The organism is Streptomyces sp. NPDC002851, from assembly GCF_053591935.1.
In genome coordinates this window covers 74680-100928 of record NZ_JBSFUT010000016.1, presented here as the reverse complement: position 1 = coordinate 100928, position 26249 = coordinate 74680, and the positions used below count along the sequence as shown (strand labels likewise).

23 protein-coding genes are annotated in these 26249 nt (G+C 70.7%); 11 read left to right on the top strand and 12 right to left on the bottom strand.

From position 1 onward, the window contains the following. Positions 1–25: 25 nt before the first annotated feature. On the bottom strand, positions 26–1849 hold the full coding sequence (gene ggt, locus ACWD10_RS18755; RefSeq protein WP_451092247.1) for a gamma-glutamyltransferase: 1824 nt from the start codon (positions 1847–1849) through the stop codon (positions 26–28). A 141-nt stretch (positions 1850–1990) separates the two neighbouring features. On the opposite strand from ggt, the gene ACWD10_RS18750 reads away from it, so the two are divergent. Continuing rightward, positions 1991–2767, top strand: a complete 777-nt coding sequence (locus ACWD10_RS18750) for a hypothetical protein (protein ID WP_451092245.1) — start codon at positions 1991–1993, stop codon at positions 2765–2767. A 6-nt stretch (positions 2768–2773) separates the two neighbouring features. Here the strand turns inward: ACWD10_RS18750 and ACWD10_RS18745 are convergent, their stop codons facing one another. Beyond that, positions 2774–4054, bottom strand: a complete 1281-nt coding sequence (locus ACWD10_RS18745; RefSeq protein ID WP_451092243.1) for a cytochrome P450 — start codon at positions 4052–4054, stop codon at positions 2774–2776. 161 nt (positions 4055–4215) lie between these two features. Here ACWD10_RS18745 and ACWD10_RS18740 point away from each other — a divergent pair, with 161 nt between their 5' ends. Next, the gene (locus ACWD10_RS18740) at positions 4216–5403 is read left to right on the top strand and encodes a L,D-transpeptidase (protein WP_451092241.1); all 1188 of its coding nucleotides are present in this window, start codon (positions 4216–4218) and stop codon (positions 5401–5403) included. 127 nt (positions 5404–5530) lie between these two features. Here ACWD10_RS18740 and ACWD10_RS18735 read toward each other — a convergent pair whose 3' ends face one another. From ACWD10_RS18735 to ACWD10_RS18690, 10 genes are all read right to left on the bottom strand, one after another. Continuing rightward, on the bottom strand, positions 5531–6415 hold the full coding sequence (locus tag ACWD10_RS18735; RefSeq protein WP_451092239.1) for an amino acid ABC transporter permease: 885 nt from the start codon (positions 6413–6415) through the stop codon (positions 5531–5533). Then, positions 6412–7056 carry an amino acid ABC transporter permease gene (locus ACWD10_RS18730; protein ID WP_451092237.1) on the bottom strand — a complete coding sequence of 215 codons (645 nt, stop codon included), beginning with the start codon at positions 7054–7056 and terminating at the stop codon, positions 6412–6414. The genes ACWD10_RS18735 and ACWD10_RS18730 overlap by 4 nt, the downstream gene beginning before the upstream one ends. Before the next feature lie 10 nt (positions 7057–7066). Then, complete coding sequence (locus ACWD10_RS18725; protein WP_451092235.1) at positions 7067–7993, bottom strand: glutamate ABC transporter substrate-binding protein; 927 nt, start codon at positions 7991–7993, stop codon at positions 7067–7069. 16 nt (positions 7994–8009) lie between these two features. After that, the gene (locus tag ACWD10_RS18720; RefSeq protein ID WP_451092233.1) at positions 8010–8753 is read right to left on the bottom strand and encodes an amino acid ABC transporter ATP-binding protein; all 744 of its coding nucleotides are present in this window, start codon (positions 8751–8753) and stop codon (positions 8010–8012) included. 205 nt (positions 8754–8958) lie between these two features. Next, positions 8959–9399 carry a DUF6278 family protein gene (locus ACWD10_RS18715; RefSeq protein ID WP_451092231.1) on the bottom strand — a complete coding sequence of 147 codons (441 nt, stop codon included), beginning with the start codon at positions 9397–9399 and terminating at the stop codon, positions 8959–8961. A 179-nt stretch (positions 9400–9578) separates the two neighbouring features. Then, complete coding sequence (locus ACWD10_RS18710) at positions 9579–10769, bottom strand: tyrosine-type recombinase/integrase (protein ID WP_451092229.1); 1191 nt, start codon at positions 10767–10769, stop codon at positions 9579–9581. A gap of 36 nt (positions 10770–10805) precedes the next feature. Beyond that, complete coding sequence (locus ACWD10_RS18705; protein WP_451092227.1) at positions 10806–11198, bottom strand: helix-turn-helix domain-containing protein; 393 nt, start codon at positions 11196–11198, stop codon at positions 10806–10808. Next, complete coding sequence (locus tag ACWD10_RS18700) at positions 11195–12157, bottom strand: DNA-methyltransferase (RefSeq protein ID WP_451092225.1); 963 nt, start codon at positions 12155–12157, stop codon at positions 11195–11197. The genes ACWD10_RS18705 and ACWD10_RS18700 overlap by 4 nt, the downstream gene beginning before the upstream one ends. Then, entirely contained in the window at positions 12150–13139 is a 990-nt protein-coding gene (locus ACWD10_RS18695; RefSeq protein WP_451092223.1) for a TRM11 family SAM-dependent methyltransferase, read from the bottom strand. The genes ACWD10_RS18700 and ACWD10_RS18695 overlap by 8 nt, the downstream gene beginning before the upstream one ends. Positions 13140–13158: 19 nt before the next feature. Next, positions 13159–13812 carry a hypothetical protein gene (locus ACWD10_RS18690; protein WP_451092221.1) on the bottom strand — a complete coding sequence of 218 codons (654 nt, stop codon included), beginning with the start codon at positions 13810–13812 and terminating at the stop codon, positions 13159–13161. Between the two features lie 479 nt (positions 13813–14291). Between ACWD10_RS18690 and ACWD10_RS18685 the strand changes: the two genes are divergently transcribed. The 9 genes from ACWD10_RS18685 to ACWD10_RS18645 all read left to right on the top strand — a co-directional run bounded on the left by ACWD10_RS18685 (position 14292) and on the right by ACWD10_RS18645 (position 26030). Beyond that, positions 14292–15143, top strand: coding sequence for a hypothetical protein (locus ACWD10_RS18685; protein ID WP_451092219.1), 852 nt, complete (start codon positions 14292–14294; stop codon positions 15141–15143). Positions 15144–15514: 371 nt separating this feature from the next. Beyond that, positions 15515–15895 carry a pilin gene (locus ACWD10_RS18680; RefSeq protein WP_451092217.1) on the top strand — a complete coding sequence of 127 codons (381 nt, stop codon included), beginning with the start codon at positions 15515–15517 and terminating at the stop codon, positions 15893–15895. Then, entirely contained in the window at positions 15892–17928 is a 2037-nt protein-coding gene (locus tag ACWD10_RS18675) for a hypothetical protein (RefSeq protein WP_451092215.1), read from the top strand. The genes ACWD10_RS18680 and ACWD10_RS18675 overlap by 4 nt, the downstream gene beginning before the upstream one ends. Positions 17929–17934: 6 nt before the next feature. Continuing rightward, positions 17935–18894 (top strand): PrgI family protein, encoded by a 960-nt coding sequence (locus ACWD10_RS18670; RefSeq protein ID WP_451092213.1) that lies wholly within the window; start codon positions 17935–17937, stop codon positions 18892–18894. Between the two features lie 74 nt (positions 18895–18968). Beyond that, positions 18969–20744, top strand: coding sequence for a VirB4 family type IV secretion system protein (locus ACWD10_RS18665; protein ID WP_451092379.1), 1776 nt, complete (start codon positions 18969–18971; stop codon positions 20742–20744). Next, positions 20741–23146, top strand: a complete 2406-nt coding sequence (locus ACWD10_RS18660) for a type IV secretory system conjugative DNA transfer family protein (protein ID WP_451092211.1) — start codon at positions 20741–20743, stop codon at positions 23144–23146. Before ACWD10_RS18665 ends, ACWD10_RS18660 begins: the two co-directional genes overlap by 4 nt. A gap of 63 nt (positions 23147–23209) precedes the next feature. Further along, positions 23210–24199 (top strand): replication-relaxation family protein, encoded by a 990-nt coding sequence (locus tag ACWD10_RS18655; RefSeq protein ID WP_451092209.1) that lies wholly within the window; start codon positions 23210–23212, stop codon positions 24197–24199. Continuing rightward, positions 24196–25146: an NlpC/P60 family protein gene (locus tag ACWD10_RS18650; RefSeq protein WP_451092207.1), complete on the top strand. Its 951-nt coding sequence runs from the start codon at positions 24196–24198 to the stop codon at positions 25144–25146. The genes ACWD10_RS18655 and ACWD10_RS18650 overlap by 4 nt, the downstream gene beginning before the upstream one ends. Next, on the top strand, positions 25143–26030 hold the full coding sequence (locus tag ACWD10_RS18645) for an extensin (RefSeq protein ID WP_451092205.1): 888 nt from the start codon (positions 25143–25145) through the stop codon (positions 26028–26030). Before ACWD10_RS18650 ends, ACWD10_RS18645 begins: the two co-directional genes overlap by 4 nt. Positions 26031–26249: the final 219 nt, after the last annotated feature.

Below are 26249 nucleotides of genomic sequence, written 5' to 3'. Positions count from 1 at the left end.
GACGGTCTGGACTCCCGACGGAGCGTCAGGGGCTCGGCACCACAACCCTGGCCGAGCCCCCGCCCCTGCGCACCTTCTCCGCCGCGGCGAGCCACCGGCCGTCGTCGAGCCGTTGCACACCGGTGGCCGCGCCGATCTCCGGGTTGGCCTTGAAGGCGTGCCCGAGCGCCTCCAGGTCGCCCCTCAACGAGCTGTCGTACAGGCCCGGTTCGAGGTCGGTGCGCTCCTGGTTGCGCTGGCTGGCGCGCGGCGCGGCGATCGCGTCGACGAGCGGCAGGTCGCGGTCGACCACGCCGATGAGGGTCTGCAGAACGGTGGTGATGATGGTGGAGCCGCCCGGCGAGCCGAGCGCGAGGACCGGCTTGCCGTCCTGGAGCACGATCGTCGGGGACATCGACGAGCGCGGCCGCTTGCCCGGGCCCGGCAGGTTCGGGTCGTGCACGTCCGGGCTCGCGGGCGCGAAGGAGAAGTCCGTGAGCTCGTTGTTGAGCAGGAAGCCACGGCCGGGCACGGTGATGCCGCTGCCGCCGGTCTGCTCGATGGTCAGGGTGTAGGAGACGACGTTGCCCCACTGGTCGGCGGCCGTCAGATGCGTGGTGTTCTCGCCCTCGTACGTCGTCGGAGCCGCCGAGCCCCCGGCCTCGCAGGGCCGCGGGTCGCGCGGGTCGCCGGGCGCGAGCGGGCTGGTCAGCGCCTTGTCGTCGGAGATCAGGCACTCGCGCGAATCCGCGAACCGCTGGCTGAGCAGCTCCTTCGTCGGTACGTCCTCGGACGCCGGGTCACCGACCCACCGGCCCCGGTCGGCGAAGGCGATCCGGCTCGCCTCGATGTAGCGGTGCAGATAGGCGGCCTCGTCGGCGTTGCCGAGGTCGGTGTGCTCCAGGATGTTCAGGGCCTCGCCGACGGTGGTGCCGCCGGAGGACGAGGGTGCCATGCCGTACACGTCGAGCCCGCGGTAGGCGGCCTTCGTGGGCGCCTGACGGAGCGTCCGGTAGCGGGCGAGGTCCACGCGGGACAGGTCGCCGGGGCGGGCCACGCGGTCGGAATCCGGGTCGACCGGCGGCTCGTTCACGGTCCGTACGATGTCCGCGGCGAGCTCGCCCCGGTACAGGGCGTCGGTGCCCTTGCGGCCCAACTCCCGGTAGGTACGCGCCAGATCGGGGTTCTTGAACACCGAGCCCACCGCCGGGGGCGCGCCGTCGGGCAGGAACAGCTCGGCCGACGCCGGGAAGTCCGCGAACCGCTCCTCGTTGTCCGCGGTCTGCTGCCGGAACGTCTCGTCCACCACGAAGCCGTCGGCGGCGAGCCGCTCGGCGGGCTTGAGCAGCCGCTTCAACGGCTTGCTGCCCCAGGCCTCCAGGGCTGCGTCCCAGGTGGCCGCGGTGCCGGGCGTGCCGACGCCCAGGCCGCTCGTGACGGCCTCCGCGAAGTCGATCGGCTTGCCGTCCTCGTCGAGGAAGAGCCCGGAGTCCGCGGTGCGCGGCGCCGTCTCCCGCCCGTCCACGGTGTGCACCTTGCCGCTCTTCGCGTCGTAGTACACGAAGTAGCCGCCCCCGCCGACCCCGGCCGAGTACGGCTCGGTCACCCCGAGCGCCGCCGCGGTCGCCACGGCCGCGTCCACGGCGTTGCCGCCCTCGCGGAGGACCTCGATGCCCGCGGCCGAGGCGTCCGGGTCGACGCTGGCGACGGCCCCGCCGTACCCGACGGCGACCGGCGACTTCTCCGGCGTACCGCCCGGTGACGGACCATCGGCGACGGACACGGCCGGGGCGGCACCGGCCGCGACCAGACCACAGGAAAGGGACACCAAGCAGAGTTTTCGCAGACTACGCGCAGCGGTTCGGCGCATGCGTACCTCCGGTCAACTACGGTGCGAGCAGCGTAACTTCGAGGCGACGTGGGCGTCAGTCCCCAGCAAGTAGCGCTCATCGCCCTCGCAGATCCGCCACCACTCGAACACCGATACGTCCGGCCGCTAGAGTGCCCGGCCATGAATGAAGACCTCCGCAATATCGTCCTGGGGGTGATCGCCGCGGGGATCACCACCTCCCTCGGCTGGTTCGCCCGTACGTATCTGTGGCGGCGCAAACTGCGGCGCAAGCAGGTCTTCTTCGGGCTGCCCGACAACTCCGAGTCACTGCTCGTGGTCAACCGGGACACGGGCGGCCCCGAACTCACCGCGGTCCAGCGCAATGACGCCTTCGCGCTCCTCGAACTCTCCGCGCTCATCAAGGACTGCCGCGCGCACGCCCAGATCATCACGCACGACGGGACCCAGCAGGGCTTCGGCGAGCGCACCGAGTTCTGCGTCGGCGGCCCGGCCTCCAACCGCCGGATGGCCGCGCACCTCCAGTCGCTCCTGCCCGGCGTCCGCATGAACACCGACCCGGAGCCGGTCGTGGAGCGCGGCGCCTTCCAGATCGGCTCGGAGCGGTACCGGATGGAGCCGGGCCGCACCGAGTACGTCATCCTCGCCCGGCTCACCGCGGGCCAGGGCCAGGAGGCCAGGCCCGTCTTCCTCTTCTGCGGCCAGCGCGGCATCACCAATCAGGCGGCCACCCGCTATCTCGCCCGCCACCACGAGCGCCTGGCCCGCAAACACGGCACCAACTCGTTCGTACTGCTCCTGAAGGTCGTCAACTCCCAGGCGTACGGCCCGGACGTGGTCGAACTGGTCGCGGACATCACCCGCGCCGCCCAGGCCCCGCTACCGACCCCGACCCCGACCCCGGCGCCCCGCACCTCACACCGCGCGCCACGCTCCTGAGCCGGGTCACCCCGCCCCAAGGGCCAGGGGCAGCGTCTTGACGCCATTGATGAAGTTGGACACGAGGCGTCGCGGCGCCCCGGCGAGCGTCAGCTCCGGCAGGGACCGCACCACCTCCTCGTACAGCACCCGCAGTTGGAGCCGCGCGAAGTGCGCCCCGAGGCAGACGTGTGGGCCGTCGCCGAAGGACACATGCGGGTTGGGGGTGCGCCCCAGGTCGAGCCGCTCCGGGTCGGCGAAGACCCGCTCGTCGTGGTTGGCGGAGGCGTGCAGGACCACCACCTTGTCCCCGGCCGCGATCGGCTGCCCGGCGAGCTCGGTGTCGCGGGATGCGGTGCGCCGGAAGGTGAGGACGGGCGGATGCCGCCGGAGCAGTTCCTCCACGGCCGTGTCCATGAAGGCGCGGCTGCCGGATCCGGCCCGCAGCCGCCGCTGCTCGTCCGGCGCCGCGGCGAGCAGCCACAGGCCGCCCGGCGCCGCGCTGCGCACCGTGTCGTTCCCGGCCACGGTGAGCAGGAAGAAGAACATCTCCAGCTCGGGCTCGGTGAGCCGGGTGTCGCCGTCGGTGGCGTGTGCGAGCGCGGTCATCACGTCGTCGCTCGGGTAGCGCCGCTTGTAGGCGGCGAGTTCCTGGGCGTACCCGAACATCTCGGCCAGCATCGCGGGCGACCTGGGATTGACCGGCCGCCCGTCGGGGCCGCGCACCACGGCGGGGGCCTCGTCCGGATCCTGGTAGCCGATGACGCGCTCGGTCCAGGTGAGCAGGAGGTGCCGGTCGCTTCTGGGTACGCCGAGCAGATCGGCCAGATTGAGCAGCGCGTAGTCGTCCGTGACGGCCCCGACCAGGTCGACCGCTCCCCCGTCGCCGTCCGCCAACTCCCTTGCGTTGCGGAGTAATTGACGGGCGCGCCCCCGGGCCCGGTTCTCGAACCGGTCGACGCGCCCGGCCACGAAGGCCCGGCTGACCAGTCGGCGGAGGCGGCCGTGGTCCGGAGGATCCTGGTTGAGCATCATCCGCCGGATGAACGGCAGGTCCTCCGGGTCGGGGTCGCGGATCTGGGTGGCCCCCAGATGCGAGGAGAAGGTCGCGGCGTCCTTCAGGACCCGTACGACGTCCGCGTGCCGGGACACCGCCCAGAACCCGGGGCCCGGGGGCCAGCCAAGGACCTCGTACTCCTCCTGCCAGGCCACCGGGCGGTGCGCGCGCAGCTCCCGGTAGACGGCATGGGGCACCCCCGTCGCGTAGATCCTCGGGTCGAAGACGTCCATTTCCGCCGTGTCGCTCATGGCGACCAAGGTGGCGCCGCCGGGCCCGCTCGGCAAGACGGCCTTCCGGCCGTCTGCGATCAACCTCACACCACCCCGTGGCGGGTTTTCGCCCTTACTTGCAACCCGATGTGCGGCTTTCCACTCATTCCTTACGAACGAGTACGCGATGGAGGTCACCGTTGAGTCACATACGCCGCCGCACCCCGCCGCTCGGCCCGTCCCGCCGGACCGTGGCGATCGCCGGTAGCGCCGCCGCACTGGCGCTCGCCCTCACCGCCTGCGGCGGCAGCGGGGGCGCGGCCGAGGCAGCGGACAAGAAGGCCAAGGTCTCCGTGAACCTCACCGGCGACAAGGCCGAGCCCGGGCAGCCGGTGAAGGTGAAGGCCGCCGAGGGCAAGCTCGCGGACGTGAAGGTCGCCGACGCCGAGGGCGGCAGCCTGGCCGGGAAGATCTCCGACGACGGGAAGTCCTGGGTCTCCGACCGCGCGGCATCCCCGGGCACCACCTACACCGTCCAGGTGAAGGACGACCGCAGCAGGACCGCGAAGAAGAAGTTCAGCACCAAGGCCGCCGGAAAGGTCAACAAGGTGACCCTCGCCCCCGGCAAGGACACCACGGTCGGCATCGCCCAGCCGCTGTCGATCGTCTTCGACAACCCGGTCAAGAACAAGGCCGAGGTCGAGAAGCACCTCAAGGTCAAGACGTCGAACAACACCACGGGGTCCTGGGGCTGGATCCAGGACCACTCCGGCAAGGACCGCGTCGACTGGCGCCCCAAGGAGTACTGGAAGCCCGGCACCAAGGTGACCCTGGACGCCGATCTGAACGGCGTCGACTCCGGCGAGGGCGGCGGCTGGTTCGTCCGCGACTACGACACCGGCTTCACGGTCGGCAGGAACCAGCAGGTCAAGGTGGACCTGGACAGCAAGCAACTGACCCTGGAGCGGGACGGCCAGGCGGTCAAGTCGGTCCCGATGTCGGCCGGTACGCCCGGTGGCGAGAAGGCGTCCTGGGGCGGCGTCAACGTCCTGATGGCCAAGGAGGGCACGATCAGGATGAACTCCGAGACGGTCGGCCTCGGCGACAGCTACGACAAGATGGTCAACTACTCGATGCGCCTGACCTGGTCCGGCATGTACGCCCACGCCGCGCCCTGGAACGCCTCGTACTTCGGCAACACCAACCACAGCTCGGGCTGCGTCGGCATGAGCGACGCGGACGCGAAGTGGCTCTACGACGCCGTGCAGATCGGCGACCCGTTCCGCACCGAGGGCAGCGGCCACAAGGGCGACGCCGCACTGGGCAACGGCTATGGCGAGTGGAACCTGAGCTGGGCGGAGTGGCAGTCGAAGAGCGCGCTGAAGTAGCTGAACGTGCTGAAGTAGCTGCAGTAGCTGCAGTAAGAGCGCAACCCGTCCGGCGCGCAGCTGACCTTCTCCTGGGGGAACCCCGCGCGAGGAGTGATCTCCGGCTGCCGCCGGCCGGGCCTGGCCCTTATCCGTGCTGCTGCCCGCCCGGCAGCAGCGTCCCTGGTTCTGCCGGGGCGACTTCCACGGCCTCCGTCTTGGGACTGCGCCTCTCCCGCTTGGCCACCCAGTGGGCGAACCAGGAGAGAAGCATGCACATCCCGATGTAGATCGGCGAGATCACCATCACCACCGGGATGAAAGGCAAATCGTAGTCGAGATTCGAAGCGATCAGCTTCCCGGCATGGAGGAACTCCTCATAGGTGATCAGAAAGCCCAGCGAGGTGTCCTTCAGGGCCACCACCAACTGGCTGATGATGGCGGGCAACATGGCGCGCAGCGCCTGCGGAACCAGGACGTATGACATCACCTGCGTCTTGCGCATGCCGAGCGCGTACGCGGCCTCCCGCTGCCCGCGCTCCACGGAGTTGACGCCGGACCGGAACACCTCGGCGAGGACCGAGCCGTTGTAGAGCGTGAGCCCGGCGACCAGGGCGGGCAGCGGATGCACCTGGAGCGCCACGAAGATGAAGAAGATCATCACGAGCACCGGCATGGCCCGGAAGAACTCGACGATCAGCGTGGCCAGCCAGCGGACCGGCTTGTGCTCGGAGAGCCGCCCCACCGCGAGGACCCCACCGAGCGCGAGGGAGAGCACGGCGGCGATCCCGAACGCCTTGAGGGTGTTGCCGAGCCCTTCGAGCAGCAGCTCCTGAATCCCCTGGTAGGTGAAGGGGTTCCACTTGGTGGCGGTGAACTGGTCGGTGTCGAACAGCAGATACAGAATCCATGCGAGGAGCCCCACAATCAGGACGGTCGACAGGATGCCGTAGGCGAAGTGCCTCTTTCTGGCCTGCGGGCCGGGGATGTCGTACAGGGCGGTGGACCGGGTGGCGGTCAGGGTGGCGGTCATCGGGCGACTCCCCAGCGCTTCTCCAGGAGGTTGAACAGGGCGCTGATGGCGAGGGTGATGATGAGATAGCCGAGGGCGATCCAGATGAAGGTCCAGATGATGCTGTAGCCCAGTTCGTTGAGGGTCCGGTAGCTGCCGAGCAGCTCGACGACGCTGAAGGAGCCGGCGATGGCGGAGTTCTTGGCGAGCGCGATCAGCGTGGAGCCGACCGGCGGGATCACGGAGCGGAACGCCTGCGGGAGCACCACGTTGTTGAGGGTCTGGCTGAAGGTCATGCCGAGGCTGCGGGCCGCCTCGCCCTGTCCCTTGGGCACGGTGTTGATGCCGGAGCGCAGCGCCTCGCAGATGAAGGCGGACGTGTAGCAGCCGAGCGCGAGGATCGCGAACAGCTTGAACGGCAGGACGAGCCCGAACCGCGGCAGACCGAGCAGCACGGCGAAGAACAGCAGCGTCAGCGGGGTGTTGCGAAGGACCGCCACCCACACGGTGCCGAAGACCCGGAAGGACCCCACGGGTGCCACCCGGAACGACGCCATGATGAATCCGAGGGCGAGGGCGAGGAGCGAGGCGAAGACGGTGAGTTGGACGGTGCCGAGGAAGCCCTCGCCGTAGGTGGAGAAGTTCTCCGTCAGTACGTTCACTTGGGCCCCCTCAGCTCGCCGGGTAGCGGTCGATGGCGGGCGGCTCCGGGGCGGGCACTCCGGACAGGCCGAGCGTCACGTCGTAGGCCTTCTTCCAGTTGCCGTTCTTCTCGTGCTCGGCGAGTGCGTCGTCGAGGGCGAAGCGCAGGGCGTTGTCGTTGCGGGGCACGCCGACGCCGTATGGCTCCTTCGAGAACGGCTTGCCGACCAGCTTCAGCTCGTCGGGCGCCTTGGCCGCGTAGCCCTGCAGGATGGCGTCGTCGGTGGTGACGGCGTCGACCTGGAGCGTGAGGAGGTTGTCGACACAGATCGAGTAGTTGTCGTACGCGACCAGGACGGCCCGCGGATATTCGGCCTGGATGCGCTGGTACGGGGTCGAACCGGCCGCCGAGCAGACGCGTTTACCGGCGAGGTCGTCCGGGCCCTTGATGTCCTCGTTGCTCTTGTTGACGAGCAGCCCCTGACCCGCCAGGTAGTAGGGCCCGGCGAACCCGACGAGCCGCTTGCGCATGTCGTTGATGGTGTACGTACCGACGTAATAATCAATCTGCCCGTTCTGCAGGGCGGTTTCGCGGTTGGCCGAGGCGATCGCCCGGTACTCGATCCGCTGCGGTGCGAAGCCGAGCGAGGCCGCCATCATCTTGGCGATCTCGATGTCGAAGCCCGAGTACTTGCCGCTCGCGGGGTCCTTCTCGCCGAGGTACGGCTGGTCCTCCTTGACCCCGACGACGAGCCGACCGCGCCGCTTAGCCTTGTTCCAAGTGGTCGAGTCGGGCAGCTGAAAGTCCTTCGCCACCTGGTACTTGGGCAGTTCCTCGGGCGCGGGCCCCTTCACCGGCGGGCTGCCTTCCCTGCCGCAGGCGGCGCCGGCGACGGCGGTCAGGGCGGTGAGCGCGAGCCCGGCGAGCGCTCGCGACACACGTGACGTACGCAGCATCGATGCACGACCCCCGTCAGTGCTTGAGGATCTTGGAGAGGAAGTCCTTGGCTCGGGCGCTCTCCGGGTTGGTGAAGAAGTCCACGGGGGTGCGGTCCTCCACGATCCGGCCGTCGTCCATGAAGACGACCCGGTTGGCCGCGTTGCGGGCGAAGCCCATCTCGTGCGTGACCACGACCATCGTCATGCCCTCTTGTGCGAGTTGCTGCATGACCTCGAGAACCTCATTGATCATCTCGGGGTCGAGCGCGGAGGTCGGCTCGTCGAAGAGCATCACCTTCGGACTCATGGCGAGCGCCCGCGCGATCGCGACGCGCTGCTGCTGTCCACCGGAGAGCTGCGCGGGGTACTTGTCGGCCTGCGACCGCAGCCCCACCCGCTCGAGCAGCTCCAGGGCCCGCTGATCAGCCTCGTCCTTCTTCTTCCCCCGAACCTTGATCTGAGCAAGGGAAACGTTCTGCCGCACGGTCTTGTGGGCGAAGAGGTTGAAGGACTGGAAGACCATCCCCACCTCGGCACGGAGCTTGGCGAGGGCCTTGCCCTCCTCCGGCAGCGGCTGCCCGTCCAGCGTGATCGTCCCGGACTGGATCACCTCGAGCCGGTTGATCGCCCGGCACAGGGTCGACTTACCCGATCCGGACGGGCCGATGACGACCACCACTTCCCCGCGTCCCACGGTGAGATTGATGTCCCGCAGGACATGCAACTGCCCGTAGTACTTGTTGACGTCACGCAGCTCGATCAACGGATCGACGGCCATGCCTGCCTACTTACTCATCGCGTCGCTCATCACTGTTGTCGCCGACCAGCGCAAACTATCCGCCGCTATATGGGGCTTAATAAGCGACACGCACTTATCACGCACTTATAGGGCATTAACCGTATTTGCGACGCGAGGCGCGCAAGGCACCCACGGCACGCACGGCACCCACGGCACCCACGGCACCCACGGCACCCGCGGGACGTCAGGCTTCGGCAGCCTCGGCGTACACCTGGAACAGCTCGGGCACACCGCTCACCGCCCAGTCCAGGCCCGCCTCGACGACCCGAATTTCACGCCCAGAGGCGAGCCGCACCATCGGCTGCCCGCCGGGCCACACATGCCAAGCGGCACCGGGAACGTTCCGCACGATCACCGTGCCGAGATACAGCCCCGCGTCATTGCCCAACCAGGGCAGCACCTCGGGATCGTCGCGCCAGCGCGGCGGCAACTGATCAAGGGCCGCCAACGAGCCGGGACTGTCGTCGAGTTCAAGCCCGTACCCACCCGCCTGCGAGCGCAACAGCTCGCACTCGGAGAGCAGCTCGGCCACACCCTCCGGGTTCTCGGCGAACGCGACGGCCAGCCGCACGCCGGGCTCCGCCTCCTGCCGCTTGCGCCACTTCCCCAGAAACCGGATGTTCATCGTCGAGCGCCCCCGTACGGAGTGTCGGGATTACAACGTTTCACCAGAATATGTGGGAATACGCTGTCACCTGCAAGAACCGTGCCGGAGGTTCTGGGGATCCAGCGCAAATCCAGCGACCGTACGGGAACGGTGCCCAGCGGCCCCCGACGGGACGCGTGGATGCGCGCCGGAATCCGTCACGCGGGGGCCGCTGAGGGGCGGAGTGCGTCCTGCATGATCGTCCGGCAGCGCTCCCACGCCTCGGGGACGAGATGGCCGTAGATGTCGACGGTCGTGGTGATCGACTTGTGGCCGAGCCAGCGGGAGACCTCGTGGATGGGGATGCCGTGCGCGAGCGCGGTGGAGGCGAAGAAGTGGCGCAGGCTGTGCGGCGTGTACTTCGGTGTGCCGTCGGGTTTGACGAGACCGGCGGACTTGGCGGCTTTGGCGAAGTGGTAGCCGTAGGAGGCGGCGGTCGGCATCGTCGTCTCTGCCTTGCCGAAGGGCTGGAAGAGCACTTCCAGGGCGCCGACCTGGCGCGTGCCGTGCCGGTCGAGGTGGGCGGTGATCTCCTCGTCGAGGAACCGGGGCAGGGGGATGTCGCGGTACTCCCCCTCGGTGCGGTGTTTGAGCGGGACGAAGGGTTTCGTGCAGTCTGCTCGGTTGGCTTTGCGGCTGACCTGCCAGCGCAGTCGGATGAAGTCGCCGCGGCGGCACTGGGTGGTGAAGGCGAGGGTTTCGCTGATCCGCAGCCCGGCCGCGGCGGGCAGATAGACGGTCAGGCGAAGGTGCGGGGCGATCTGCTTGGCGAGGAGGTCGACCTCGTAGAGGGTGGGGATCTCGTCCTCGTCGACCGCGTTCGGGCTGGCCTTGGGGATAGTGACGCCGTCGACGGGGTTGTCGGCCCGCCGCTTCTCCTCCGCTGCGGTGCGGAAGATGCCGCCGACCATCTTCATCCGGTCGTGCACCGTGGAGGCGGCGAGCTTGCCGCGCAGTGTGGTGACGAACCGTTCGATGTCGGAGCGCTGCACACCGGCGATCGTCTTGGCGCCGAGAGCGGGGATGAGGTGATTGCGTACGAAGCTCTCGTAGCTGTCGCGGGTGGATTCGATAATGGCTTTGCGTTCCAGCCAGTCCTCAACGTAGGCCCGGACGGTGATCTCGCCGCGTCTGGGATCGAGGTAGACGCCTTGATGCTTGTCCCGCTCGGTCTTCGCGGCGAAGGCGTCCGCCTCGGTCTTCTTGGTGAAGCTTTCCTGACGTTCTTTCGCTCCCCGGCCGCCGGGCTCGCGGTAGCGCACCGTCCACGGATGTCCGCAACGCGCCTTGGTGCATGGATAGTTGGGGCTGCGCTTGTCGCTCTTGCAGCGCTGGTAGACCGTGGCCACCGGATGTCCTCCATACGTGGTGCGGGCGCCAGGGCATCACCCGTAGTGCTCGTCGAGGTAGTGCGTGATGTCGCGTTCGCGGAAGCGCAGGAGCCGTCCGACCTTCTGGGGCTTAAGGCCCCAGGAGCGGTAGTTGTTGCGGAGGGTGTGCTCGCTGACCCGCAGCCAGGCGGCGACCTCTTCCACGGTCAGCAGCCGGTTGCTCCCGCCGCGCGTGGCGTGACCGGTCGCGTGCCGGGACGGGCGGGTTAGCGTCGTGTCCGCGCTGCTGTCTCCCTTCCACCCCGGCTCGCGCGACGACCTGGCCCGCGATGGCGCGGAGCCCTGGTCCGCGCCGGGCGTCGACCATGGACGCTCCCGCTCCGGCCCGTCGTCAAGCCGCTCACCAGCTGGACTCTGTTCATGGGGCGGCTGCTTGGCGGCAGTCATGAGAGCGCCGCCGCCCACTCAAGCCTGGCGCGTGCCAGGCGCTGGAAGTCCTCACGGATGTCGATCCCGATGGCCTGGCGGTCGAGTTGGAGGGCGGCGGCGAGCGTGGTGCCCGAGCCGCTGAACGGGTCCAGGACCATTCCACCGGGTGGACAGCCAGCGCTGATACAGCGCCGGGCGAGATCGATCGGGTACGGGGCCGTGTGCGCATGCCTGCTCGGGCGGGTCGGGATCGTCCAGACCGTGCCCGGGTTCCGGCCCCCGGGGTGGGAGGCGGTGTGTTGGACTCCACTGGGCTGGATGTTCGGACGACCGAGCGCCGTCGAAGGGCGCGGTGCCGGTCGTGGCCAGATGCCTCGGGCGGTGTTCGGCTTGTTGGCACTGCGATGGGCGCGGCGGACCAAGGACCGGTCGCCGTCGTACCGCTGACGGATCGCGTCCAGATCGAAGTGGTACCGGCTGTTCTTGGTCAGCAGATAGAGCAGTTCGTGGCGCCGGGCGAGACGGTCACGGCACGACTCGGGCACCGCGTTCGGCTTGGCCCAGATGATCTCGTTACGGAGGATCCAACCGTCTTCCTGGAGAGCGAGGGCCAGACGCCAGGGCAGGCCGAGGAGGGACTTCGGCGGCAGCGGCGAGTGCCCCGGCGTGACGGTACGGCGGGGTGCGGGGCCGGTGGCGTAGACGTCGGCGATGTTCAGCCACAGGGCGCCGTCTTCGGCAAGGACGCGATGGGCCTCGCGGAAGACCTCGCGCAGGGCGTGCAGGTAGGCGGCAGGAGTGGGTTCCTGGCCGATCTGCCGTGCATCGTCCCAGTCCCGAGTCGCGTAATACGGCGGGGAGGTGACGATGCAGTTCACGCTCCCAGCGGGGAGGTAGGCCAGCACCGTAGTCACGTCGCCGACGTACAGGGTGGTGTTCTCGGTCTGGTGCCAGGAGGTGAGTGCCGCGTCAGGCATGGCGGCCTCCGCTGCTGGTTGTGCAGGTGCGGGAGCGGAAGGTGGCCGTGTCTGCCGGTTTGCGCATGACCACCGTTGCGGGGATACGGCTGCCGCTGACGTGCTGAGCGTCGCGAAGACCGGCGGTGGTCGGGGGGTTCAGGGGTGCGTGGAACACGAGGACGTCCTCGTGCTGGACGACGGAGAGCGGGATGCCTTGGCGGCGAGCGTCGCGGACGTTCTTCATCTGGAAGAAGGAGGGGCGGGCGATGAGTTGGCCGTCGCGGATTCCGGCGAGGAGGGCGACGTTGCGTTCGGCGGGGATGACTCCGGCGGCCTGGCCTGCGGCGAGGGCGGCGGAGGGCAGGTCGATGAGTTCGCCGTGTTCACGCCACGGGCGGGTGGTGATCACCACCGTGCCGCCGGGACGCAGCACCTTGCGGCATTGGGTGAGGATGTCGGTGAAGGCGGCGAGGAGTTGGTCGAGGCCGACGTGGGCGAGGTTGGCGGGGTCGTGGCCGTAGCGGTAGTCCTTCTTGACGACGCCGCGTTCGCCGGTTTCGCGGGTGGAGCGGACCTGGCCGTGGACGCTCGGTCCGTATGGGGGTGACGTGACTACCAGGGCGATCTGGCCGCGGCATGCGGCCGGGATCAGAGCGTCCAGGTCGCGGGCGTCGCCGCAGGTGACCCGGCCCGAGCCGGTGCCGCCTTCGCGTGTTGCTGATACGGCGTTCAGGCGAGCGAGGTGGGCCCACTTTGGTTCGTACTCGACTCCGAGCGCGTAGCGGCCGAGGTGGATGGCCTCGACGAGGGTGGTGCCGATGCCGCACATCGGGTCGAGGACCAGGTCGCCGGGGCGGGAGTAGGTGGCGATCGCGTGGGCGGCGATGCCCGGGTGCATCTTGGCGGGGTGAGCGGCGGAGCCGGGGACGTAGCGGCCCTTGCGCAGGGCGGGGGCCGAGGTGGGGGCGGTGTTCCAGACCGACACGGCGGAAGCGGGCATGGCGTAGGGCTCCTTCGTGTCAGCCGTGGCGGATCGCGGTCAGGACGAGCAAGTCGCTGTGTGCGACGCCGGGGCTCGCGTCGGTCGGGAGCTCTGGGTCGAGGCGGCGTTCGACGGGGCGGGCGTGGGCGATGACGATGTGCTGCACGTAGCGGAACCCGGCGGTGCGCGCGCAGGCGATCAGGGCGCCGAGGGGGTCGGTGAGGACTCCGGCGTCGCGGCACTGGCGGGTGGCGAGCAGCAGCACGCCGTGGTCAGGCAGCAGGCGGTGGGCACGGTGGAAGAAGCCGGGCCAGGCGTCCTCCATGGCGCCCGGCATGCCGCTCGGGGCCTGCAGGCTGGGGCTGTTGGCAGTGGTGGGGAGGGTGTCGGGGTGGAGTTCGGCGAGCAGGACACGCGCCGGGCCAGTGCTCTGGCTGCTGTCCACTCCCGTGTCGGTGGTGCAGGGGGTGCGGGCGTCCATGCCCGGGCCAGTGTCCCGGATGGAGATCCGGATCACTGGAGCGGGCGGGTGGCCGGGGCGGCGGGTGTACTCGGTGCGGATCTTGTCGTGGGCCCAGGCGGGCAGGATCTGTCCCGGTGCGGGGGCCGTGTCTGCTCGGTCGGTGGGTGGGAGCCAGATCGTGGTCGGGAGCGGCCGTGCCGTGCGGGAGGGGGAGGGGGTTTGGTTCATGGGCGGGTGGCGCCCGGGAGGCGAGGGGCGGGAACCGTCGGGTGCTGACGTGAACGTATAGGGAAGTGGCCCGGCCGAATTGTCATGCCGAGCCCGGCCGTTCGAACCGGACAGGTCGATGCACCGGTCCCCTATCTCGGGCTGCCGCGGTGTCGTAGGCAGGGGGGATCGGTGCAGGTGGGTGGGGCAGCGAGCCAGTGGCGAGCCACCTGCGGGCCACTGCCGTGCCACCGCGCAGCACGGTCCCGTGCCCTGCTCCGAGCGCGATGAAGATTTCTTCGTGTTCGAGTCCGGCGGACGCTGGTGTGTGAGCGCTGCTGGTGGGCGGGGGTGGTTCGGTGGCGGGCCATCGCACACGCCGGGCCAGTGGGCCACTCATGGTCCGGGCGTGGGCCGTTGCCGGTGCGGTGGTGGCGCGGGGGACTGGCAGAAGGGGCGGCAGTGAATCCGTTCGCTGTCGTTCCGCAAGGAGTCGTGCCATGCACCACCACCCTTCTCGCCCCGCCGCCCGCCGTACCGCCTGCAGTCAGGCGGGAGGCCGTTCGCCGCTGCAGGCGCTGGAGGAGTCCTTCCTCGAGCTCGCCTCTGCGGCCGAACCGGTCACTTTGCCCGCGGACTTGGTCTGTGCCGAGCCGGAGCAGCCGCATCTGGCGGTCGATCAAGTGCGGACTCTGCTGGCGCACCCCGCCACCTCGGCTCAGCTGCGGGCGCGGACGTGGCGGGAGGTGGTGCGTCGGGCACAACGGCTCGGCGCGCCGTGGGACACCGTGGCCGTGGCGATGACGGTTCCGGTGCTGTGGCGGATGATGGCCCGCTTGGCCCGGCCGGTTCATCTGGAGCGCGCCGAGGTCGAGCAGGAAGCACTGGCCGCAGTGGCCTGCGCTCTGCCCGACGTGGATACGGAAACGGCGGATGTGGGACGGGAGTTGTTCGCGGCGGCCGACCGGGCGGTGCACCGGCTGGTGTACGCCGCTCGCCGTCAGGCCGTACGAGAGGCTGCTGCCGACGGTGTTCATCTGGGGCGTCTCGTCGCGTACCGGTCAGCATCGGCTGACTGCGCCCGAACGCCGGACGTCGAGCATGCCGCGCTGTCTGGCGAGGGCGGCGAAAGTGGCGAGGGCCGGGACGAGTACACGGTGCTGGCGCTCGCCGTGCGGGACGGTGTCGTGGACGTCGACGAGGCGCGGCTGATCGCCCGGACGCGTCTGGAGGGCGAGCCGATGCGGCGCCTTGCCGACGAACGCGGGGTGAGCGTACGGCAGCTGTATCGGCACCGGACGGCTGCCGAGGAGCACCTGGCCGCGCATCTGCGCCGCCGACCGCAGGAGTGAGCACGGGCGCCGCGCTCCCGGGACCCTGCGATGTCACTTTCGGGCCAGGGGGTCTCTATTACCGGTGAGCGTTCCTGTCCGGTGCCTGCCGCACACGGACGGGTCACCGCCTGATCCGGTCCGTGGCTGATCCTGGGCCGCTGCCGGGTCGTGTTGCCGGGTGGGGTGCTGCGCGTGCCGTCTCGTGCTGACACCCGAGCCTCGTTTCTCGTTCCCGCCGCACCCGCAAGGGAGGACGGCCCCGGGACCGAGGGACCGCGCTCACCCCACCCGCCCAGCACACGGAGCACCGGTCAAGACCTCGCGCCGGTCTCGCCATTCGTCTTCGTCTCACTCGTCTTCCTGCCGCGCTCCGTTGGAGGTGTGCCGTCATGTCCGTACGACTGCATCGGCCGTGCGGTCCACCCCGCAGCGCGGCGGACCGATGGGCCCTGCGCGTCGGGGTCACCCTCGCGGTGACGGTGTGCGCACTGCTGGCCGACCCGCCGTACGTCTGGGCGGTCGCCGACGTCCCAACCGTGATCAAGAACCTGCGGAACTGGATCGTCAGCATCCTCGCCGGGCTCGCCACCCTGTTCTTGACCTTCGGCGGGCTGCGCTACCTCATGGCCGGGGGTGACCCGGGCGAAGTCGAGGCCGCCAAGCGGGCGTTGAAGGCCGCCGCCATCGGCTACGGCCTGGCCATCCTCGCCCCGGTCCTCGTCACCGTACTGAAGAGCATTGTCGGCGCCGGTGGCGGAGGCGGGGGATGAACCGCATCCGGCGCCGACTCCGCGCCCTGCCCCTGCTGTTCTGTCTCACCATGGTGGGCCTGGTGCCGCTCGCCTCTCAGGCCGAGGCCGAGTTGCGTGTCCTGCCTGCGGTGGCACCGGCGGCGCCGGGCCCTCCCGAACCCGAACCGAGTCCAGAGACCGGGCCCGCACCTGGCCCTTCGCCGCAGGAGCCCCAACCGGATCCTTCACCCGGCCCGCGGCCCGAACCCGACCGGCCCTCACCCGAGCCGTCGCCACAAGAGCCCTCTTCCCCAGAGCCGTCGCCGGGCGAGATGCCGTCGGCCTGTGAGGCCGACGGGGACCCGAGCGACTGCGACACCGCCGACGTCTGGGGCTTCGGGGACCTGTTCGACGTACCGGCCATGGTCACGAACGCGATCACGATGTTCCTCGGCACCGTGATCGAGCAGGCCATGCAGCCGATCCGCGAATTTCTCGCCGACACCCTGCTCGCCACCCCCGACGTCACCCAGCACGCCGACATCAAGAAGCTGTGGCAGCAGATGCTGACCGTCACCGTCGGCCTGTACGTGCTGTTCGTGGCCTTCGGCGGGATCACGGTCATGGGGTACGAGACCGTCCAGTCCCGCTACGCCCTCAAGCAGATCGCCCCGCGACTGCTGTTCGGCATGGTCGCCGCGGCGCTGTCCCGGACCGTAATGGGCAAGGCGATCGAGCTGTCCAACGCCCTCGCCCACGCGATCATGGCCACGGACATGGCCGACGCCGCCCAGGGGATGGTCGAACGCGTCCTGCCCTTCGCCCTGTTCGGCCCGGCGGGGCTGAAGCTCTACCTGCTGCTCCTCGCGCTCATGGTGGTCGTGCTGGTGGTGGCGGTGCTGATCGGGTTCATGGTGCGCGTCGCTGTGATGGCGCTGCTCGCCGTTCTGGCCCCGCTCGCCCTGGCCTGCCACGCACACCCCGTAACCGACCCCATCGCCCGGCTGTGGTGGCGGGGACTGGCCGGCTGTCTGGTCATCCAGGTCGCACAGTCGATGACATTCATCCTCGCGCTGAAGCTGTTCTTCGCCCCCGGAGCCACCGCCCTCGGCATCCCGAAGGCGGACCAGCTCGGCACGTTGCTGGCCGGACTCGCCCTGTTCTGGGCCCTGTTCAAGATCCCCGGCTGGACCCTGCAGGTTGTGCTGCGCGGCACCCCGGTCCACCAGCCCCACGCACCGGGCGCCCTGCGCATCCTGCGCCACCTCGCCCTCTACCGGTTGATGGAGCACTACCTGCCCGGGATGCATCTGCTGCGCCGCGGCGGCGGCCGACGTCCCGGGCTCGGCGGAGGAGGCGCTCCCTTCGGTCCCGGTGGTCGGCGCGGCCCGCTCGGGGGCGGTGGCCGAGGGGGCGGGGGTGCCCGCCCACCCCGCCCGTCAGGCGGCGGCCGTCGGCAGGATGGGTTGTCCGGCAGGCTGGGCCAGTTCTTCGGTGGCCACGGCCAGCAGCGGCATGGGCCCGGCAGTCACCGACCCACGGCCGGGCCGCACGCCACCACCCCTCGCGCTGTCACCGTGCCACCAGCGGGCACGAGTCGAGGCGGCCCCGCGGCCGGCGCCCTGCGGCCAGGGCCTAACAACCGGCCCACACCCGATGCACCTCCCCCACCCAGGCAGCCAGCCGCCCGGTCCGGGGCGCTCGGCCCAACTGCCCTTGCCAGTCCCCGCGGCCGGCCCCGTCCGGCACCACCGAACCCTCGGCCCTCCCCGTCCGCGGCGCCGCCGCGGAGCAGCCCGTGGCCGACGCCGGCCGACCCGGTCCGGGAGACACCGCCTCCCCCGCCCGGCTACCGCCCACCGGCTCTCACCCCACCGAACCCGCGCCCGCCCGAGGCTCAGATCCCGCAGACCGCCGTGCCGGAGTCCCGTACGGGCCCGCGCCCCACAGGCCCCGTTCCCGCACGCAGGCCGATCCCGCCAGCGGCCCTCCGCCCCCAGGGGCGCCCGATGCCGTTGCGGCTGCCGATGGAGCCGCCCCGCCCACCCCGACCGCATCCGACCCGGAGGTGATCCGCCGTGCCCAGCCCCGACCACCACGGCCCTGACGAGGGTCTGTACGCCACCCGTATCCCCGCCGATATCAGCCGTCCCGACCGCCTCCTGGGCCCCTTCACCGCACGGCAGACCGCGATCCTCACGGTGGTCGCGCTCGTGCTGTACGGCTGCTACTGGGCCACCCGCCCCTGGCTGAGCCCCCTCGCCTACCTCGTCATGGTGGTGCCCGTCGCCGGCGCGGCCGGTGCGCTCGCCCTGGGCAAACGGGAGGGCATCGGCCTGGACCGCTTCGCGGCCGCCGCCTGGGCCCACGCCCGCGCACCGAAGCGCCAGGTGCACGCCCCCGAAGGAGTTCCACCCCTCCCCGAGATCATCCCCGAGAGCTGGAGAACAGCCCAGGGGGCGCCGCCAGCCGCAATGGACCTGCCCTGCACCGGCATCACCCCGGCCGGGGCCCTCACTCTCGGCCGCGACGGGCACGCCGCGGTGGCGACCTGCACAACGGTCAACTTCGACCTGCGCTCCGCGACCGAACAGCAAGGCCTCACGGCGGCGTTCGCGCGCTGGCTCAACTCGCTGACCGGACCGACCCAGCTTCTGGTGCGCTGCCACCGCACCGACCTCGCCCCGCTCGCCCACGGCCTGCAGCACGGCGCCGCAGCCCTGCCGCACCCGGCCCTGGAACAAGCCGCCCGCGCTCACGCCGGTTTCCTCAACGACCTGGCCACCAGCGCCAATCCCCTGGCCCGGCAGATCGTCCTGACCGCCCGCGAACCCCACCCGCCACGCGGCGCCCGCACAGCCCTGGGCACGGGCCGAGAACGCCAACGCCTGGATGAGGCCGCCCGGGCCCTCGCCCCCGCCGAGGTCACGGTCACCCCGCTCGATGCCGGACAGACAGCCCGCCTCATCGGCGCGGCGTGCAACCCCGACACCCCCATCACCTCGTCCGCCCCGATCGACGAAGAAGGCCGCCCGTGAACCCGCTCAACCCGCACAGGCACCGAACCTGCCCCAACACGGGGCGAGTTGAAGGCAGCCGACTTCTGGAAGCAGTGGGGCCGGAGGCCGTCGAGGTCCACGCCCGCACTCTGGCCGTCGGCGCGCACCTGACCTCCACCCTGGTGGTGACCGGCTATCCGGCCGAGGTCACCCCCGGCTGGCTCGCCCCACTCCTGAACTTCCCCGGACATCTCGACATCGCCCTGCACATCGACCCCATCCCCAACCCGGTCGCGGCGGCCGGGCTGAAGAAGCAGCGCGCCCGCCTGGAATCCGGACGGCGCACCGGCTTCGAGAAGGGACAGCTCGACGACCCGGAGGTGGAGGCGGCCGCGGCGGATGCGGCCGACCTCGCCTACCGGATTGCCCGTGGCGAGGGAAAGCTGTTCCACGTCTCCCTGTACCTCACCGTCCACGCTGCCGACGAGGACACCCTCGCCGAACAGGTCGCCGCTGTAAGGGCGGTGGCCGAGTCGCTGCTCCTGTCCGTCGCCCCGACGACGTACCGGGCGCTGCCCGGGTGGCTGGCCACCCTGCCCCTCGGCATCGACACGCTGAAGATCCACCGGACCTTCGACACCGCCGCGCTGGCGGCCTGCTTCCCCTTCACCAGCCCCGACCTGCCCCCACCCACCGGCCCCGACGGCCGGACCACCGGCGTGCTCTACGGCCTGAACGCCCTGTCCGGGACCCCGGTGCTGTGGGACCGGTTCGCGCAGGACAACTACAACTCCATCACCCTGGCCCGCTCCGGCGCCGGCAAGTCGTATCTGACCAAACTCGAGCTGCTCAGGCTCCTGTTCACCGGCGCGACCGCCTCGGTCATCGACCCGGAGGACGAGTACGTACGTCTCGCCGAGAGCATCGGCGGGCACGTCGTCGCACTCGGCACCGACGGTGTCCGGCTCAACCCCTTCGACCTGCCCACCGCCGCCGACCCCAGTGACGAGGTACTGACCCGGCGCGTGCTGTTCCTGCACACCTTCCTCGCCGTGCTCCTGGGCTCGGAGTTCACCGCCGCCGAGAAGGCCGTCCTCGACACCGCGATCCTGGCCACCTACGAACAGGCGAGCATCACTACCGACGCGCGCACCTGGACCCGCACGCCACCCCAACTCGCCGACCTCGAAGCACGGCTACGCGACGCAGCCACCGAGGTGGCCGCTGAACTGGCCGAGCGGCTCACCCCTTACACCACCGGCTCGCACGCCCGCCTCTTCAACGGCACCAGCACCGTCGAAACCTCCGGACACCTAGTGGTGTACGCGCTGCGGCAGCTACCGGAAGAGGTCAAGGCACCGGCGATGCTGCTCGCCCTCGACGCGGTCTGGCGGCAGGTCACCTTGGGCTCGCGTCGCGGCAGGCACCTTGTCGTGGTCGACGAGGCGTGGATGCTCATGCAGGCCGGGGCCGGCGCCCGGTTCCTGTTCCGCATGGCCAAGGCCGCCCGCAAGCGCTGGACCGGTCTGGCCCTGGTCACCCAGGACGCCGACGACGTCCTAGCCTCCCCACTCGGCCGGGCCATCGTCTCCAACGCCGCCACCCAGATCCTGCTCCGTCAGGCCCCACAAGCCATCGACCAGATCGCAGAGAACTTCCACCTCTGCCACGGCGAGCGCGAGTTCCTGCTCTCTGCCACCCGCGGCGAAGCCCTGCTCCTCACCGGCGACCGCCGCCACAAAGTCGCCTTCATCAGCGTGGCCGCCCCCGAAGAGCACGGCGTGATCACCACAGACCCGCGCGAACTCGCCGCCCAGCACCTCGGTAACGACAGCGAGTTCAGCGGCTCCGCCGATGACCTGAACGAGACGGCGGTGTGGGAACGATGACGGTTCACGACGCGCCTCAGATGTGGGCATCACCCGACGGGCCGCTCTCCGACTTCCTCACCCACCCCGGCGGCTTCTGGACAGACGTCGTCACCGGTACGTGGATGTGGTGTGCCGCCATCGCTCCGCTCCTCCTCCCTGCCGTTCTCGTGTCCACAGCCGCTGGTTGCGCTGCACACGTCTGGCTCCTGGGGTGGCGCCGACGCCGCCTCGCCGATCAGGCCCGTTGGGTGGAGATCCTCGCCCCACCCACCGTTACCCCCACGGGCGGCGAGGTGCTGTGGGCCCAACTGTCCGGCCTGCTCCGCCCCTGGTGGCGACGGATCACCACCGGCCAGCCGCACCTCGGCTTCGAATACGCCTGGTCCCACACCGGCCTGCGCATCCGCCTGTGGGTACCCGGCGGCGTACCGCTCGGCCTGGTGCGCCGCGCCGTCGAAGCGGCCTGGCCCGGCGCCCACACCCGCGTCACCGACCCGCAGCCTCTCCTGCCTGCCGGTCATGTGGTCACAGCCGGTCGCCTCCGCCCCGCCCGACCGTGCGTGCTGCCGCTGCGTACGGATCACGACAGCGACCCCCTGCGTGCGCTACTGCAGGCCGCCACCGGCCTCGCGGAGACTGAGTCGGCCTGCGTCCAAGTCCTCGCCCGGCCCGCCACCGGCCGAGCTCTGCGGCGGGCGCGCCGCCAGGCCAGACGTCTCAAGGCCGGGCACACCCCGAACCGGCTGCCCGCGCTGGCCGCACTGCTCCTACACCGCCCACAACGCACCGCGACCGGCAGGCAGGACCCGGAGCACGCCGCCACGGTGCGGCAGGCCGCCGCCAAACTCGCGGGCCCCCAGTGGCAGACCTCCCTCACCTACGCCGCCACCAACTCCCCCAAGGCCGAGCGCGCCGAGGACGCGGTACGCGGCCGCGCCCACGGCCTGGCCTCAGCCTTCGGCCTCTACGCCGACCGCAACCACCTCACCCGAACCCGCCTCCACAGCCCCGAACCCCAACTCAACCACCGCCACTTCCCCACCACTTCGGCATTGCTGTCGGTTCCGGAGCTCGCCGCCCTGGCCCACCTCCCCCTCGACCCTGACGCCCCCGGCCTGCGCCGCGCCGGAGCCCGCTCCGTCCTGCCCCCGCCCACCATCCCCGAGCCCACCCCAGGCAGCGGCGTGAAACCCCTGGGGCGCTCGGACACGGGCGCGCGACGCGGCGTCGGCCTCGCCGTCCCAGACGCCCGCCACCACACCCACCTCATGGGCGCCACCGGCTCCGGCAAGTCCACCTTGATCGGGAATCTGGTCCTGGACGACGTACGCAACCGGCGCGGCGCCATCGTCATTGACCCCAAGGGCGACCTCGTCACCGATCTGCTGGCCCGTCTGCCCGACACCTGCGCCGACCGGCTGACGCTGATCGACCCCGACGACCGGCATATCCCGCCCTGTCTCAACGTCCTGGACGGCACGGACATCGATGTCGTCGTCGACAACATCACCGGCATCTTCCGCCGCATCTTCACCGCCTTCTGGGGCCCCAGAACCGACGACGTCATGCGCGCCGCCTGTCTGACCCTGCTCAAACACCGCGACCGCACAGGCCAGCTGGTCACTCTGGCCGACGTCCCACGCCTGCTCGGCGAACACGCCTACCGTCTGCGCCTCATCCCCGCTCTGCAGGACCCAGTGCTACGCGGCTTCTGGTCCTGGTACGAGTCCCTGTCCGACCCCTCGCGGGCGGCGGTCGTCGGGCCGGTCATGAACAAGCTCCGTGCCTTCCTGCTGCGCGACTTCGCCCGCCGCGCCATTGCCGCAGGCCCCTCCACCTTCGACCTCACCCAGGTCCTCGACGGCGGCATCCTCCTGGCCCGCCTCCCCAAGGGGGCGCTCGGCGAGGAGACCGCCCGGCTCCTCGGCTCCTTCATCGTCGCCGGGACCTGGCAGGCCGCCGCGGCCCGCGCTCGGGTACCGGAACGCGACCGGATCGACGCCTCGCTGTACGTCGACGAGTGCCACAACTTCCTGACGCTGCCTTACCCGTTGGAGGACATGCTCGCCGAGGCCCGCGGCTACCGCCTCGCCATGACCCTCGCCCACCAGCACCTCGCCCAACTCCCCCGCGACCTGCGCGAAGGCATCTCCGCCAACGCCCGCAACAAGATCTTCTTCAACGCCTCCCCCGAGGACGCGAACGCCCTGGAGCGCCACACCCTGCCCACCCTCGCCGCGCACGACCTGGCTCACCTCGGCCCCTACCAGGCCGCCGCCCACCTGCTCACCGGCGGCGCAGCATCGGCCGCGTTCACCCTCACCACGCGCCCCCTGCCTCCCGCCGTCCCAGGCCGCGCCGCGGACTTGCGCGCGGCCGCGGCCTCCGGCACGGCACCACGCCTGGCCACCGGCCCTTAACCCCTGCAGCACTGCACGGGCTTCCCTCGCCCCACTCCCGCAAGCACCTGGTGGTGATCCGTCATGCCCGCACTCCCCCGCCCCACCTCCGGCCCCGGCTCGCACTACACGGCCCGCGCCGCCACGAGCCGCCGACGCCCCGCCACCACGCCAGGACGCATCGACGTCGCGGCTCTCTCACGCTTCCTGACGACGCGGGACTTGTGGCTGGTACGGATGCTGTACGAGCACCGTGTCCTGACCACTCACCAGATCACCCGCCTCGCCTTCACCACTCTGCGCTCCGCCCAACGCCGACTTCGCCTGCTCCACCACCACGCTGTCCTCGACTCGTTCCGCCCTCTCGTCCAGTCGGGCTCCGCCCCCGAGCACTACACCCTCGGTCCCGCCGGAGCCGCCCTGCTGGCCGCCCACACCGGCCTCGAGCGCGCCGCCATCGGCTGGCGCCCCACCTCCACCGCCCGCATCGCCTACTCCCCGTCCCTCGGCCACGACCTCGGCGTCAACGACCTCCTCACCCACCTCGCCGCGCGCGCACGGACTCACCCCACGACCGGCCTGCCCGTCTGGCTCTCGGAACGCTCCTGCACCCGCCGCTGGGGCGACATGATCCGCCCCGACGCCTACGCCCACTTCACCGACGGCTCCCGACTCCTGCCGTTCTTCCTGGAGTACGACACCGGCACCCAACGCCCCCTGGGCAGGATCGAGGCCAAGCTCCCTGGTTACGCCACCTTCGCCACCAACACGGGCACCCGCCCCGCCCTCCTCATCCACACCCGCACGGCGTCCCGAGAAGCCAACATCCGCCACCGCCTGGCCGCCCCCGCCCGCGACCTCGGCCTCGCCATCGCCACCAGCTCCGCCGACCACACCACCACCAGCCCCTGGGGGCCGTGGTGGTCCCCCTTCGGCCCCGGCACCCACCGCACCACCCTCACCGCCCTCGCCGCATACTGGCCGCACCTCACCCCAGCCACCGGCCTGGAACCCACCGACGCCGACACCGGCCTCACCCACCCCGTCCCACCCCTGCCCGAGACGGCACCGTGACCTCCCCGCTCGCGAAGACCGCCGCGGGCGTCGGCTGCACGGTCCTCGCACTCCCGCTCCTCACCGCCGTACTCATCGCAACCCTGATCTCGTCCCTCCTGCCGGGCGGCGGAGCATCAGCAACGCCGAGCAAGTACGCAGTCGCCGACATCCCGCCGTACATGCTCGCCCTCTACCAGCGGGCCGCCCCCGAGTGCCCCGGCCTGCCGTGGACGATCCTCGCGGCCATCGGAAAGGTCGAGACGGACCACGGCCGCCACCCCACAATGATCTCCTCGGCCAATGCCAAGGGCCCCATGCAGTTCCTCGACTCCACGTTCAAGGCGTACGCGTACCCTGTCCCGCCCGGCGGGAAGAAGCCGCCCACCCCGTGGGACCCGATCGACGCGGTCTACGCCGCCGCCAGGCTGCTGTGCGCCAACGGCGCGAAGAATGGCAAGGACCTACGGCGGGCCATCTGGCACTACAACCACAGCAAGGCGTACGTGAACCAGGTCCTGCAGACCGCCGCGAAGTACGCTGCCGCCGCACCGACACCAACAGGAGCGGCGGGAAAAGCAGTTGCTTTCGCCCGGGCCCAGATCGGCACGCCGTACGTCTGGGGCGGCGACGGCCCGTCTGAGGGCGGCTTCGACTGCTCCGGCCTGACCAGGGCCGCCTACCGGTCCGCCGGAATCACCATCCCGCGCGTGGCGCAGCCGCAGTTCGACGCAGGCCCCCGCGTACCGCACGGCACCCAACTGCTCCCCGGGGACTTGCTGTTCTTTGGCACCGGCCCGGGGCACATCACCCACGTGTCGATCTACACCGGCGGCGGACAGGCGGTGGACGCCCCATACCCGGGCGCGGTCGTCCGCGAAGCCCCCGCCCACACCGACAGCCCCACCTACCAGGGCGCCACCCGCCCCGCAGCCAGCGCGACCACCAGCACAGGTGGCACGCGATGAAGCATCCGGACGCGCACGAGGCCGTCGCCCTGCTCAGGTTCATGACCCGAGTCCTGTGCACGGTCGGCGTACTGGCCCTGGTCTTCACCACGGTCAACGTCACCCAGTTCGCCACCAGCCGCGGCGTCCCCCTCGCCATCGCGGTCCTCCTCGACCCCATGCTCGGTATCGCCCTGGCCGGCGTCCTCTATGTCGACGCCCGCCTCGCCTCCTGGGGCATCCGCCCACCCGCCTGGTCCACGACCCTGCGCTGGAGCGCCGGTTGCACCGCCGCCCTCATGAACACGTGGGAGTCCCTCTGGCCCGACGGACAGATCGGCTGGCCCCACCGGGCAGATCCAGCAGCAGTCCTCCTCCACCTCACCCCGGCCCTGCTCCTGATCGCCCTCACCGAAACGATCGCCGCCTACCGCCGAACCATCACCCACCTCATGCACCAGATCGACACCACCGACCCTGCCGAGGACCACCCCAACTCCACGCCGACGGAAGCGGGTTCGACCGGACCAGCTAGTGGTCCGGCCGATACGCCGCCGATCGAGGACGGTGAGGCACTGACAGCTGCCGATCGAGGACCAGGGGGCAGCACCGCGGCACCACCAGCACCGTCGCCGACACCCGGCCATACGGGGCCAGTGTCGGCCGACAGCCCGCCGACGGCACCCCCGCCCCCACCCGGAGGCCAGCCCGCTCAAGCCACCTCGGCAGACGGCGACGTGTGGGACCGGGCCGTCGCCCTCGACCGCGCCGTACGCCGAACCACGGGCCGCCCCGCGAGCATCTGGCGGCTACGGACCGAGCTGCGGATCGGTCCAGCCCGCGCCCGCCAGATCCACCACCAGCTCGCCACCCGGCCCGCGACGCCACCGGCCGACTCTCCATGAACCACACAGATCGTCCGACCAGCCCGATCCGCGCCGCTCGCGACCGGTCGCCGCGAGCCGGACAGATCCCGCGCCCGTATGCCGATCGGCACACCACCCCGACCGCTGGCCGACGCCGCGGCAGCACCTCTCTGATCTGCGCGTTTACGCCGCTTGACTTCCTGCGGACGTGGAGCGTCCATGGTCGTGGCCGACGAACCGACCGGGCACACCAAGCAC

Coding starts and splice junctions, on each gene's coding strand:
- ggt (WP_451092247.1), bottom strand. CDS start 1,849: ATGCGCCGAACCGCTGCGCGTAGTCTGCGAAAACTCTGCTTGGTGTCC.
- ACWD10_RS18750 (WP_451092245.1), top strand. CDS start 1,991: ATGAATGAAGACCTCCGCAATATCGTCCTGGGGGTGATCGCCGCGGGG.
- ACWD10_RS18745 (WP_451092243.1), bottom strand. CDS start 4,054: ATGAGCGACACGGCGGAAATGGACGTCTTCGACCCGAGGATCTACGCG.
- ACWD10_RS18735 (WP_451092239.1), bottom strand. CDS start 6,415: ATGACCGCCACCCTGACCGCCACCCGGTCCACCGCCCTGTACGACATC.
- ACWD10_RS18725 (WP_451092235.1), bottom strand. CDS start 7,993: ATGCTGCGTACGTCACGTGTGTCGCGAGCGCTCGCCGGGCTCGCGCTC.
- ACWD10_RS18720 (WP_451092233.1), bottom strand. CDS start 8,753: ATGGCCGTCGATCCGTTGATCGAGCTGCGTGACGTCAACAAGTACTAC.
- ACWD10_RS18715 (WP_451092231.1), bottom strand. CDS start 9,399: ATGAACATCCGGTTTCTGGGGAAGTGGCGCAAGCGGCAGGAGGCGGAG.
- ACWD10_RS18705 (WP_451092227.1), bottom strand. CDS start 11,198: ATGACTGCCGCCAAGCAGCCGCCCCATGAACAGAGTCCAGCTGGTGAG.
- ACWD10_RS18700 (WP_451092225.1), bottom strand. CDS start 12,157: ATGCCTGACGCGGCACTCACCTCCTGGCACCAGACCGAGAACACCACC.
- ACWD10_RS18695 (WP_451092223.1), bottom strand. CDS start 13,139: ATGCCCGCTTCCGCCGTGTCGGTCTGGAACACCGCCCCCACCTCGGCC.
- ACWD10_RS18690 (WP_451092221.1), bottom strand. CDS start 13,812: ATGAACCAAACCCCCTCCCCCTCCCGCACGGCACGGCCGCTCCCGACC.
- ACWD10_RS18685 (WP_451092219.1), top strand. CDS start 14,292: ATGCACCACCACCCTTCTCGCCCCGCCGCCCGCCGTACCGCCTGCAGT.
- ACWD10_RS18680 (WP_451092217.1), top strand. CDS start 15,515: ATGTCCGTACGACTGCATCGGCCGTGCGGTCCACCCCGCAGCGCGGCG.
- ACWD10_RS18675 (WP_451092215.1), top strand. CDS start 15,892: ATGAACCGCATCCGGCGCCGACTCCGCGCCCTGCCCCTGCTGTTCTGT.
- ACWD10_RS18660 (WP_451092211.1), top strand. CDS start 20,741: ATGACGGTTCACGACGCGCCTCAGATGTGGGCATCACCCGACGGGCCG.
- ACWD10_RS18655 (WP_451092209.1), top strand. CDS start 23,210: ATGCCCGCACTCCCCCGCCCCACCTCCGGCCCCGGCTCGCACTACACG.
- ACWD10_RS18645 (WP_451092205.1), top strand. CDS start 25,143: ATGAAGCATCCGGACGCGCACGAGGCCGTCGCCCTGCTCAGGTTCATG.